At 32.7% G+C, this 12069-nt stretch carries 11 protein-coding genes; 3 read left to right on the forward strand and 8 right to left on the reverse strand.

Annotated elements, in window-relative coordinates; genetic code table 11:
* Nucleotides 1-13 precede the first annotated feature (13 nt).
* Nucleotides 14-1591, reverse strand: a complete 1578-nt coding sequence (locus LQ622_RS10130) for an alpha-glucoside-specific PTS transporter subunit IIBC (protein ID WP_037590360.1) — start codon at nucleotides 1589-1591, stop codon at nucleotides 14-16.
* A 150-nt stretch (nucleotides 1592-1741) separates the two neighbouring features.
* On the opposite strand from LQ622_RS10130, the gene LQ622_RS10135 reads away from it, so the two are divergent.
* Both LQ622_RS10135 and LQ622_RS10140 read left to right on the forward strand, forming a co-directional pair.
* Nucleotides 1742-2491, forward strand: a complete 750-nt coding sequence (locus LQ622_RS10135; RefSeq protein WP_037590359.1) for a MurR/RpiR family transcriptional regulator — start codon at nucleotides 1742-1744, stop codon at nucleotides 2489-2491.
* Nucleotides 2492-2539: 48 nt separating this feature from the next.
* Nucleotides 2540-3496: a 2-hydroxyacid dehydrogenase family protein gene (locus LQ622_RS10140; protein WP_239762685.1), complete on the forward strand. Its 957-nt coding sequence runs from the start codon at nucleotides 2540-2542 to the stop codon at nucleotides 3494-3496.
* Between the two features lie 22 nt (nucleotides 3497-3518).
* Here LQ622_RS10140 and LQ622_RS10145 read toward each other — a convergent pair whose 3' ends face one another.
* On the reverse strand, nucleotides 3519-4958 hold the full coding sequence (locus LQ622_RS10145; protein ID WP_239762683.1) for an aminotransferase-like domain-containing protein: 1440 nt from the start codon (nucleotides 4956-4958) through the stop codon (nucleotides 3519-3521).
* 96 nt (nucleotides 4959-5054) lie between these two features.
* On the opposite strand from LQ622_RS10145, the gene LQ622_RS10150 reads away from it, so the two are divergent.
* Nucleotides 5055-5666, forward strand: coding sequence for a LysE/ArgO family amino acid transporter (locus LQ622_RS10150; protein WP_239762681.1), 612 nt, complete (start codon nucleotides 5055-5057; stop codon nucleotides 5664-5666).
* 534 nt (nucleotides 5667-6200) lie between these two features.
* Here the strand turns inward: LQ622_RS10150 and LQ622_RS10155 are convergent.
* The 6 genes from LQ622_RS10155 to LQ622_RS10180 are packed head-to-tail and all read right to left on the reverse strand — an operon-like array spanning nucleotide 6201 to nucleotide 12069.
* Entirely contained in the window at nucleotides 6201-6590 is a 390-nt protein-coding gene (locus LQ622_RS10155; RefSeq protein WP_191836115.1) for a tautomerase family protein, read from the reverse strand.
* 23 nt (nucleotides 6591-6613) lie between these two features.
* Nucleotides 6614-7453 (reverse strand): class II fructose-1,6-bisphosphate aldolase, encoded by an 840-nt coding sequence (gene fba / locus LQ622_RS10160; RefSeq protein ID WP_159316167.1) that lies wholly within the window; start codon nucleotides 7451-7453, stop codon nucleotides 6614-6616.
* 24 nt (nucleotides 7454-7477) lie between these two features.
* Nucleotides 7478-8497: an inositol 2-dehydrogenase gene (iolG, locus tag LQ622_RS10165; protein ID WP_239762679.1), complete on the reverse strand. Its 1020-nt coding sequence runs from the start codon at nucleotides 8495-8497 to the stop codon at nucleotides 7478-7480.
* A gap of 13 nt (nucleotides 8498-8510) precedes the next feature.
* The gene (locus LQ622_RS10170; protein WP_037590352.1) at nucleotides 8511-10100 is read right to left on the reverse strand and encodes a solute:sodium symporter family transporter; all 1590 of its coding nucleotides are present in this window, start codon (nucleotides 10098-10100) and stop codon (nucleotides 8511-8513) included.
* 54 nt (nucleotides 10101-10154) lie between these two features.
* Nucleotides 10155-11039, reverse strand: coding sequence for a myo-inosose-2 dehydratase (iolE, locus tag LQ622_RS10175; RefSeq protein WP_239775093.1), 885 nt, complete (start codon nucleotides 11037-11039; stop codon nucleotides 10155-10157).
* A 10-nt stretch (nucleotides 11040-11049) separates the two neighbouring features.
* Nucleotides 11050-12069, reverse strand: a complete 1020-nt coding sequence (locus tag LQ622_RS10180; RefSeq protein ID WP_037590350.1) for a Gfo/Idh/MocA family protein — start codon at nucleotides 12067-12069, stop codon at nucleotides 11050-11052.

Raw genomic sequence — 12069 nt, forward strand, 5'->3', positions numbered from 1 at the left:
GACCTCCATATATTTATATCATCGTTTCAAATGAATCTCTTACTTGAGGTACACTTAGTCCCACAATTACTTGAACATTTGTACCACTTTTCGCTACACCATGTGCCATTTGATTATGCGTGAAATAGTCATTATCTTTTACTAAACTTGGATCTTTAACCGTTACTCTTAATCGTGTCGCACAATTTGTAACGTCTTTAATATTGTCTTTGCCACCTAATCCTTCTAAGAAATAAATAGCTTTCGTATCGTATTCTGATGCATTGTCATCCATCTGTGTATCAGCACTTGCTTTCTTAGACTTATAATCTTCTTTCGTATAAAGCTTAGCTTCTCCATCATCAGGTACACGTCCAGGTAATGGAACATTAAACTTCTCAATAATAAACTTAAATACAAAGAAGTAAATGACAACAAAGATGATACCAATGATAAATTGTGCAACGTAAGTCATACCGTGATTAGAGAATAATGGAATCCAGTTTATAGCCGCGATTTCTATCGCGCCACCACCTTGAATACCGACTACACCAAATAGGTACATAATTGTAACCATTGTCGCACCTAATAATGCATGAATTAAGAATAAGTATGGTGCTATAAATAAGAACGTAAACTCTAATGGTTCTGTAATTCCTGCGAAAATTGCTGTTAATCCAGCTGGTAATACTAATGCTAATACTTTTTTCTTGTTCTCTTTCGGTGTTGAAGCATACATCGCTAACGCAATACCTAAACAACCAAATATTTTAATGTTACCTTGTAACAAGAATCCATATGGATAAAGTTCTTTAAGAGATTTAGCAGAATTTGAGAATTCTGTTAAGTGTTGAATCCAATAAGGTTTCAATCCACCGTTGACCGCTGCAGGTCCATATTCAAATGGTGTGTATATGAAATGATGTAACCCTGTAGGAATCAATATTCTTTCTAAGAAGTGGAATAGCCAAACCCCTACAAATCCTGATTTCAACATGACACCTTGTAATGAACCGATACCTGCTTGTACTGTTGGCCATACCGCACATACGATAAAAGCGATTGGGATCATAACAAAGAATCCAATGATAACAACGTATGGTAGACCTTGGAAAATACCAACCATTTCAGGTAATTTCTTATCATAGAAACGATTATGTATCCAAATAACAATTGCTGATATGAAAATTGCACCAATAATACTTGTGTCTAATGTTGGAATACCAGCTATTTCTTTTACACCCGTTAAATTTTCAACACCCTTTGATAAATCTACACCGAACGTCTTTGGCCAAAGGGTTAAAATTGCATTAATAAAATTGTTAAATACTAAATAAATCATTAAAGCTGCTAGTGTTGCTCTACCTTGAGCTTTTTTAGCAAGTGAGATTGGAAGTCCAATCACAAACGCTAGCTCCATATGGTTGAATATTGTCCAACCACCCGCTTCAATTAAACTCCAAATTTTAAACCACATTGTGCCATCTTCAGCTATTGAACCCATAATATTTGGATTTTTAAATAATGTTGCAAATCCTACAACAATACCAAAAAATGCAAATAGTAATACCGGAACAATCATGGCACTACCAAATCGTTTAATTGCATTCATATTTTAACCCCTTTTCCTCATCAATTTATCTCAACAATATAGGAAGCGCTTACATTTGCCAATAGGTTTGACGTAAATAGAAATCACATAGTAAACTTAGATTATATTTTCATAACATGAAAATTTTTTCACTTCGAATGGAGGATTATAATGATTTTGGATAAACTGATTAATGAACATTATCAACAACTTAATGACAACGATATACATATCATACAAATGATTAATCAAAATATTCACTTGATTCATCGATTAAAAATACAAGAAATCGCCGATATATCACACACTTCAATTTCTTCTATTCACCGACTCGCTCGCAAACTTGGCTTTGATGGTTATAGTGATTTTAAAGCTTACATTAAATTAAATAGACAAACATCTAAACCATCGACAGATATCATTGAAAGTTTAGAGCAAGATTTACAACAAACTATGAAACATTTAAAAATGATCGACTTTGATTATATAAGCGAACAAATCAATCAAGCGCCTTATATCTACATATATGGTACAGGTGTCGCACAATTAAACGTTGCACGTGATGCTCAACGACACTTTCTTTCTATCAATAAAAGAGTAATGGTTATTAACGACGAGAATGAACTTAAAATCGCTATGAATCAAATGAATAAAGATGATTTAATTTTCATCATTTCATTATCAGGCGAAACATCACACTTAAGAGAGAACGTCGAAATTATGCATACACGAAATATTAGTTATATTTCTATTACAACATTAAAGGATAACTATTTAGCTCAGAATGCGAGCTACAATATATATGTTAATAGTTCACCGATAGAATTATTTAATCAAACTTCTTATTCCAGCTTCTTACCGTATCACATTGCTTTTGAAGTCATCGTACGTAAATTCAGTGAATGGAAACTTGCTCATTAGGGTATAATTATCATATAAACGATGAAAAGTTCTATAGGAGGTTACATCATGAATAAAGTATTCATAACTGGAGAAATTCCAACAGAAGGATTAGAAATGCTACAAGAACATTTTGAAGTAGAAGTCTTTGAAGGGGATCAATTAATTACGAAAGATACTTTACTTCAAAAAGTAACAGACGTAGATGCAATTATTAGTCCACTATCTACAAATATCGATAAAGAAATTATTGATCAAGCACCAAACTTAAAAATCATCGCAAATTATGGTGCTGGTTTCAATAACATTGACGTTAAATATGCGAGAGAAAAAGGAATAGATGTTACAAATACACCGAAAGCCTCAACAAATGCTACAGCAGATTTAACGATTGGCATTTTACTTGCCGTATCTAGAAGAATTGCTGAAGGCGATCAACTTTGTAGAACAACTGGATTCAACGGTTGGGCACCTCTATTCTTTAGAGGTAGGGAAGTCTCCGGTAAGACTATCGGCATAGTTGGACTTGGTGAAATAGGTTCTGCTGTTGCTAGACGTGCCAAAGGTTTTGACATGAACATCCTTTATACTGGACCACATAGAAAGCCAGAACAAGAAGCTTCATTAGGGGCTACTTACGTCAGTCTTGATGAGATGTTAGAACAAGCAGATTTCATTACAATTAATGCTGCCTACTCTGATGATTTACATCATTTATTCAATAAAGATACTTTTGAAAAAATGAAAGATACAGCATATATTATTAACGCATCTCGCGGACCTATCGTTGATGAACAAGCTTTAGTTGAAGCTCTACAATCTAAAACAATCGAAGGTGCTGCATTAGATGTATTTGAATTTGAACCAAAAATTACAGATGCACTTAAAACAATGGACAATGTCGTGATAACACCGCACATCGGAAATGCTACATTTGAAGCACGTGATGAAATGGCAAGAATCGTTGCAAATAATACGATTAAGAAACTACAAGGTGGTACACCAGACTACATTGTGAACAAATAATAAAAAGATCCTCGCACTCATATTAAGAGTCCGAGGATTTTCTTTTATTTAACAAGTTTTCTTTATCGATGATCGTTCTTAATTTATAAATACTTTCTTTTATATCATGTTCATCAATATATGAAAAAGAAAATCTTAAACTATGCTTTTCTTTTTCTGAATATATCTCCCCTGGATGAATGAGTAACCCTTCCTCTATGGCCAGTTGGAATAACCTTTTTAAATCAATACTTTCATTAAATTTGAACCATATATAGAAAGACCCTTCTACTTTAGACCATCTACCAATATCTAAGAAAGATTCTGTTAAAGCATCTTCCATCATATCTTTGCGCCTTTTTAAATTGCGTTTAATGTCTTCAATATGTGTCTCATGGTAATGTGCTAACCATTTAGTAGCTATAAATTGAGAAATCGAACTTGCACCATAGTCATTTTGCATTTTTAAATCTGCTAAATGATTAATGACTCGTTCGTTACCAATTAACCACCCTATTCTAAGACCTGGACTAACTGTTTTAGATAGACTTCCTAAATACAGCACATTATGACTTGTATCAAGCTCTTTCATAGATTTAGGTATCGGACCTTCAAACCACAGCTCACTATATATATCATCTTCCACAACAGGAATACCCTTCGCTTTACACTGTTCAAGAATTTGTTCCTTTTCTTTCAATGTATATGTGTGTGATGTAGGATTGTGCAATGTAGGATTACAATAAAATATGCTATTACTGTAATCTTCATCTTCTTTAAAAATCGTATGAATATTATTTCTTATATAATCAATTGATAAAGGTATCATTTTGGAATGAATTTTGTGCCAAGTTCTAATTGAATTGATATAAGATGGTGTTTCAACGATAATTTTTGATTTGGGGATTAATAATCCATCAGCTATCAACTTCAAACCTTGTAATGCACCAGAAGTGATACAAATTTCTTCTACACTACACTCAATACCTCTTTTTTTAACAAGTTCTTTAATTTGTTGTCTCAACTGAATATTCCCTTTAGGTGCTTCATAATTTGATGTCAATTGACGACTTAAATCTTTAGAAATGATTTCATGAAATGTATCATTAGGTATTAATTCTGGCGAAAGTTCGCCTGTCCCTAATCTCACCATGTTAGGTATAAATTCGCATCGATTAATTTCTCTAATATAATATTGGTTGTTCTGGTTAATACTATTACCTATATAATCTTGCCAATTCAAATTATTACTTACATACTCATTCCATTTATTTTTCGAAACATATATCCCTTTTCTTTCCTTACTTTCAAGCACGCCATAACTTTTTAAAATATCAATCACATGTACAATTGTTGATCTATTTACACCATACTTTTGTGTTAAAGCTCTTTGCGAAGGTATTTTCATACCAACTTCTAATTGACCATTATTAATATCTCTTAACATATCATCTATAATTTTTTGGTAGATAGGTTTTTCCATAAATGTAACTCCAATCTGGTTGGGCATAAATTTAATTCTGGATGATTTCATTGTAGCTTATTTCTTTTATACTATACAAAAAGGAGGTTCAATCAAATGTTTCAAGCAGTCATCCACGGTCTTTTATTAGCACTCGGTTTAATTTTACCATTAGGTGCTCAAAATATATTTGTTTTTAATCAAGGTGCAAATCATAAAAGCTTAAATAAAGCTTTACCCGTTGTTATTACAGCTGGTCTATGTGACACATTACTCATATTACTTGCAGTGTTTGGCGTATCACTCATCTTAAATCATTATCCATCACTGCAATTAATCATATATATCGTTGGATTAATTTTTCTATTGTATATGGCTTGGACGTTATGGAACGAAAAATCATCAAGCAATGGTTCAGACTTAGCAATATCAGCTAAAAAACAAATCAGCTTTGCACTATCTGTATCATTGCTCAATCCACATGCCATTATGGATACAGTCGGTGTTATCGGTACAAGTGCATCACTATATTCAGGGTATGAAAAAGTCGGATTTACAGTAGCAACAATCTTTATCTCTTGGTTCTGGTTCTTCGGACTCGCTATAGCAGGTAAACAAGTCGGCATGTTTGATAAATCAGGTAAATTTATCATCATATTAAATAAAGTATCAAGTATCATCATCTTATTCGTCGCAGCACTCATTATTAAAAATATAATCAATATGTAGAATGAGGTAAAAATGTTTTGGTTGGGATTTTAGTTGGGGGTTGAGGGGCTCATTTTCGCGTATTTTTTAAAATTTATTACCCGCTAACGATCTTGTTTCACTTTCTTGAACGTTAGAATTTCTAACGATCTTGTTTTCGAGTCTTGAGCGTTAGCGCCCTGTTTTCACGCATTTTTTAAAATTTATTGACCGCTAACGATCTTGTTTCACTTTCTTGAGCGTTAGAATTTCTAACGATCTTGTTTTCGAGTCTTGAGCGTTAGAACTACTTTTTTTCAGTTTTTGAGCTCATTTTCGTGCGCTAACGATCTTGTTTTACTTTCTTGAACGTTAGAATTTCTAACGATATTGTTTTCGACTCTTGAGCGTTAGAACTACTTTTTTTCAGTTTTTGAGCTCATTTTCGTGCGCTAACGATCTTGTTTACGATTCTTGAGCGTTAGATTAGTTTAAACAAAATAAATGCTGGCACTAATTTATTAATCAGTGTCAGCATTTATTAAAAAGTAGAATTTCATCATTATGTTTAACTTTTTATAAAGTTCCATTCAAAAATTGTGCTTCTCCTTTGAAGAAACTCCAATCTTCATCTGTATTCTCGACTATACTAAACATAACGTCTTCTTTTCTTATATTTAATTTGTCATGCAACTCATTTACAACTTCTCTATAGAACTGTACTTTTTGTTGTTGGGTTCTTGGTCTTGTAATAATCGTGAAAATTATAACACCCTCTGTTCGCTCTACACCTAATCCAGTATCTAATATTTCCATTTCATAATCTTCATGTTGCGTAACTATTTGATATCTATCACCTATTGGCGCATCAAATGCAGTTAGCATTGTTTCATATGCTATATCCAATATTTGTTTGATTTCACTCTTTTTTCTTCCTTTTATTATATCTATTTTCATTAAAGGCATATTATCCACCACTTATCGTCTTATTATACTTTGCCATTAGATTGGCATTTATAAATAATTGATTCAACTGTTCGTTCGATTGCTTTTTTACTTGGGTTCAATATTTGTTGTGGATTAAACAAACTTGTATCGTTAGTTAATACTTCTCTAAGTTCATTACTCCACGCAATATTTATTTCTGTATTAAAGTTAATTTTTGCGTGACCTAATTTTATCGCTTTCACTAAATCTTCGTCTGATATACCTGATGCACCATGTAATACTAAAGGTATATCAATTGTTTCTTGAATTTCTTTCATTTCTTTAAATCCTAAATTAGGTTCACCTTTATATTTACCGTGTACTGACCCGAGTGCTGGTGCCAATGTATCTATATGTGCTTTTTGTGCTAAGTTTATACAATCTTCTAACTTCGCATATTGTACATTTCCTATGACACCGTCTTCGTTTCCACCAATTGCTCCAACTTCACCTTCTACAATCACGTTATTTTTATGTGCATATTCTACTACTTGTTTGGTAAGTTCTATATTTTCTTCAATTGGTAATTTAGACCCATCAAACATAACTGAATCATAACCAGCATCTACTGCTTTCTTACACCCTTCAACAGTTAAACCATGATCTAGATGTATAATTACTGGTACTGTTATATTCATTGACTCTATTTTATTTCTGATTGTTTTACAGATAAAATCATACCCACCTAAAAAATCTATAATTTTATCTGTCGTTCCTAAAATAATGGGGGAACGTGTTTTCTCAGCAACTTTTAAAATACATTCAATCCATATTAATCCGTTAACATTAATTTGTGGAATAGCATAATGTTCTGTCTTTGCTTTGTGTATAAATGTATTCATTCTATAACGTTCCACCTTCCTTTTTTAAAGTGTCTTTGATTGTTTATTTAATAGCGACTTAGGTTCATTTGATAGTAACGACTCTTTACATTTCACAGCAATTTCTTGAGCTTTATAGCCATCTTCTATTGAACAAATTACTTCAGTGTCATTTAAGATAGCTTCAATAAATCCATCCATTTCTACTTTATAAGCGTCACTATAACGTGCTAAGAAGAAGTATGGCGGATTGTCTTTAGATATTCCTTCAGCTCTATGATAATTTAATGTCGTTGTTTGTTCATTACCTACATCAATTGCACCTTTATCACCCAATACTTCAACTCGTTGATCATATCCATATACACTTCTTCTACAGTTTTCAATTATGGCCATTGAGCCATTTTCGAATTTAAGTGTTACAAGTGCTGTATCGATATCATCATATTGAGCAATTTCAGGATTTACAAGTGCACCACCAGTTGCATACACTTCTGTTATTTCAGATTGCATTAAATATCTTGCCATATCAAAGTCATGAATCATCATATCCATGAAAAGCCCACCTGAGCGTTTAATATATTCTACTGGTGGTGGCTCTGGGTCTCTTGAAGTAATCCTTAATGTTTGAATATTACCAAGTTCACCTTTATTTAAAATATCTCTTAACTCTTTGAAGTTTTTATCAAAACGTCTATTAAAGCCCATTTGCAGTTTCACATTTGATTGTTTTACCGCTTCTAATGCAATTTTTGCTTCATCAATAGACAAACTAATCGGTTTCTCGCAGAAGATGTGCTTTCCTTTTGCACTAGCTTCTTTAATGATATCTACATGCGTATCGGTAGGTGAACATATTACTACTGCATCTACCTCAGGATCATTAATAATATCCATATGATCCTTAGTTTTATTTTCTATTCCTGCTTTTTTGATCCAATCTTCCATCTTGTCGCAATATAAGTCTGAAATCCACTTAATATTTACATCTTTATGTGTTCTTAAATAATTTATATGTAATTGGCCAATTCTACCTGCTCCAATTACTCCGAATGTTAGTGTCATATTTTTCTTCCTCCTATGCTAATCCGAGTGGTGAGAATAATACGTATGTGCCAATAACTACAAATATGATAATACCACCTACTAAATATCTATGTTTCCATGGTGTGATATCTACTTTTGCGTAATTTACACTGAAATCAAACTCATCAGATGGTTTCCATTTATTGAATAACATCACTATAAGTAAATCTACAAAGAATAGTACACTTAATACATATAAGAAATGTATTTCTGTAATCAAAACTTTTGAAAGCGCATACAATACAATGTGTAAAATAAACATCACTTTAGCGCCAAGCTGTGATGTACGTTTTACAAAAAATCCTACCAATACAAGTACTAAAAGTGGCATGTTATAAATACCATTAAACTCTTGTACAACTGCATATAAACCTTGTGGGAACAGAGAAATCATTGGTGCAATTATTACAACAATTACACCTACTAATACTGTAACCAATCTACCAATTCTTGATACTTGTTTATTACTAGCTTCTTTGTTGATAATTGATTTATAAAAGTCTAAAGAGAACAAAGTTGCTGTACTATTTAAAGATCCAACAAACGAACTTAGAATAGCACCAAAAATAACTGCTCCAAATAGACCATATGCCCATTCTGGTAATACTTCATTAACTAGCATTGGATAAGCATTATCAGGATTTGTAACTTTGTCTCCTAACATATTGAATGCTAATACACCTGGAAATACTAAGAATAAAGCACCAAAAATTTTAAATGTACCTACATACATAGCACCCTTTTGTGCTTCTTTTAAACTTTTACCAGCAAGTGCTTTTTGAACAATCATTTGGTTAGTACACCAGAAGAATAAATTGTTGAAGAACATACCAAAGAACAACGTTGGCCATGGTACTATCTTAGAATCAATCGCACCCAGTGAATTGAGTTTTTCCGGCGTGTTCTGAACCACTTTATCAAACCCGTGTAAGAAGTTTCCATCTCCAAAAATAATGAGACCTAAAGTTGGTATAGCAAGTCCACCTATAATTAAACCGACACCGTAGATAGAATCACTATGTGCACTTAAAGATAATCCACCTATGAATAAATATATAATTCCTACTATACCTATTACTGTTGATATTAAAATAACTGCAGTCATATCGCTTATATTTAGCATTTCACTTACATTGAAAATTTTATTAAACACTAGTGCACCAGAATATAAGACAACTGGTAAGAATGAAACAACATAAGTAAATATGAATAATAAAGATACGAGTCGTTTCGTGAAAGTATCAAATCTCATTTCAATAAAATCTGATATTGTATCTACACCATACCTAAAATATCTAGGTAAAAAGACAAGTGCTAATATTACAATGGCTACTGATGATGTTACTTCCCATGCCATAACTTCCATACCTGCAACGAAACTTTGACCATTTTGACCAACTATTTGTTCTGTAGATAAATTAGTCATAATAATTGTAGAAGCAATTGTAAAACCTGTTAAACTTCTACCACCCATAAAGAATCCATCTGAATCTTGAGTATTAATCTTTCTACTTCGTAAGTAAGCATATACACCGACACATATAACAACTAAAACAAATGAAATTGCTGCAAACATACTCATGATAATTCTCTCCCTTTAGGAGCCCTTAACTCCTATACCATTTTGTTTAAAATTTTATTGATATTGTGCTATATATTCTTTTGCTTTTTTTGCATATATAAATGGTTTTGCAATCGCTGGATCTTGTTCAGCTTCAACTACAATCCACCCACTGTAATCAGATTTATAAATTAAATCTAAGATAGGTTTAAAATCTATTACACCATCTCCAGGTACTGTGAACATACCTTTTTTTACACCATCCAAGAAGCAACTACTTTCTTTATCTACAGCTTCTTTAACATCTTGTCGAACATCTTTAAAATGAATATGTTTTATCCTATCTTCATATCTTTCAAATATGTCTATCGGATCTTCGCCAGAAAGGACAAGGTGTCCTGTATCAAATAAGAGAGAAACATTATCTTTGTTTGTTCTTTCCATTAATTCATCTATTTCTTTTGTCGTTTGTACACCTGTACCCATGTGATGGTGGTATACGATTTCCATATCTTTTTCATGTGCTAATTGTCCTAGCTTCTCTAATCCGTCTATTAATAATTGCCATTCTTGTTCGGTGAATATAGGTTTTTCTTTAAATAATGCTTTCGTTAAATCTCCTTGAATACTATTGCCTTGTTCTGACACAACAATAACGTTAGCGCCTAATGCATGTAAAAAATCTCTATGTTTTATAAATGCTTCTTCTGTTACTTCATATGGTTCGGAAGTTAAATATAAGCTTAACCATGCACTTGCGACTGATAGTCCTCTTGGTTCCAAATATGATTTCAAAACTTCAGGATCTTTCGGGTACTTGTTACCAATTTCTGTACCTTCATACCCAGAGAGTGCCATTTCACTTATACATTGCTCAAATGAATTTTCACGCCCTAGTTCTGGCATATCATCATTTGTCCAAGCTATCGGTGCACATGCGTATCGAATATTTTTAGTCATTTACTTCACCTCACAACTTAATGATTGTTTTCTTTTCATAAGATTCTTGCATTGCAATTGCAACCTCTGTACTTTTCAATCCATCAATACCTGTTATTGATGAAGGAACATTATTATTGATAGATTCTATAAATGCATTAATTTCATTAATAAATGCTAGTTTGAATCGTTCAGGAAAATGACCTGAAGTCGGTCTAACGACGCCGTTTTTGTCATAAAGTGTAACTAAGTTTTTCTCAGGTGCATTTCCGATTCTTATCATGCCTTCAGTTCCTATGATTTCTGTTTCAACATGGTATCCATGTTGTGCATTTCTTCCTGCTAATAAGTATGCGATTGTACCGTCATCTAATTCTGCCAGACATGCACCTGTTTCCAATTCTTCACATTCTGTTAATTCAGGTGCTGCTATGTTATTACCTAGTGAATAAACAGTTTTAAATTCTGAACCTGTGAACCAGCGTACTAGATCAATATCATGAATCGACATATCTAAAAATATGCCACCACTCGCACTGTTCTTCGCAAATTGGATAAAGCTATCTAACCCTGCACTAGGATCTATTCCATAACATCTCATTGCTGTAATTTTACCTAGTTCACCATTCTGAACAACGTCTTTAGCAAATTGGTAAGAATCATCAAATCTACGCATAAAACCTAACTGAAACACTTTGTCTGAGTGACTATTTATTTTTTCAACAACTTGTTTGATATTATCTAATTCAAGTCCAATAGGTTTTTCTGAAAAGACATGCAAACCTTTATCTAATGCTTGTGAAATTTGAACTGCATGAAATCCACTTGGTGAAACAATTACAACTGCATCTAGCTCATCGTTTTCTATCATTTCTGAATAGGATGTATAGCAATTTTTTACACCTAATTCATCTTTGGCGTATGCTAATTCTTGCTCAACAACACTTGCAACAGCGAATAATTCTGCGCCTTTCACATGATTAACAATGTTTTCTGCATGCACTTTTCCTAATCTACCTAAACCAACTTGACCAATTTTTATTTTTGTCAT

Source organism: Mammaliicoccus sp. N-M50, from assembly GCF_022386995.1.
Taxonomy (GTDB): Bacteria; Bacillota; Bacilli; order Staphylococcales; family Staphylococcaceae; genus Mammaliicoccus; species Mammaliicoccus sciuri_A.

Coding starts and splice junctions, on each gene's coding strand:
- LQ622_RS10155 (WP_191836115.1), bottom strand. CDS start 6,590: ATGCCTTTAATGAAAATAGATATAATAAAAGGAAGAAAAAAGAGTGAA.
- LQ622_RS10145 (WP_239762683.1), bottom strand. CDS start 4,958: ATGGAAAAACCTATCTACCAAAAAATTATAGATGATATGTTAAGAGAT.
- LQ622_RS10170 (WP_037590352.1), bottom strand. CDS start 10,100: ATGAGTATGTTTGCAGCAATTTCATTTGTTTTAGTTGTTATATGTGTC.
- LQ622_RS10135 (WP_037590359.1), top strand. CDS start 1,742: ATGATTTTGGATAAACTGATTAATGAACATTATCAACAACTTAATGAC.
- fba (WP_159316167.1), bottom strand. CDS start 7,453: ATGAATACATTTATACACAAAGCAAAGACAGAACATTATGCTATTCCA.
- LQ622_RS10150 (WP_239762681.1), top strand. CDS start 5,055: ATGTTTCAAGCAGTCATCCACGGTCTTTTATTAGCACTCGGTTTAATT.
- iolG (WP_239762679.1), bottom strand. CDS start 8,497: ATGACACTAACATTCGGAGTAATTGGAGCAGGTAGAATTGGCCAATTA.
- LQ622_RS10130 (WP_037590360.1), bottom strand. CDS start 1,591: ATGAATGCAATTAAACGATTTGGTAGTGCCATGATTGTTCCGGTATTA.
- LQ622_RS10140 (WP_239762685.1), top strand. CDS start 2,540: ATGAATAAAGTATTCATAACTGGAGAAATTCCAACAGAAGGATTAGAA.
- iolE (WP_239775093.1), bottom strand. CDS start 11,039: ATGACTAAAAATATTCGATACGCATGTGCACCGATAGCTTGGACAAAT.
- LQ622_RS10180 (WP_037590350.1), bottom strand. CDS start 12,069: ATGACAAAAATAAAAATTGGTCAAGTTGGTTTAGGTAGATTAGGAAAA.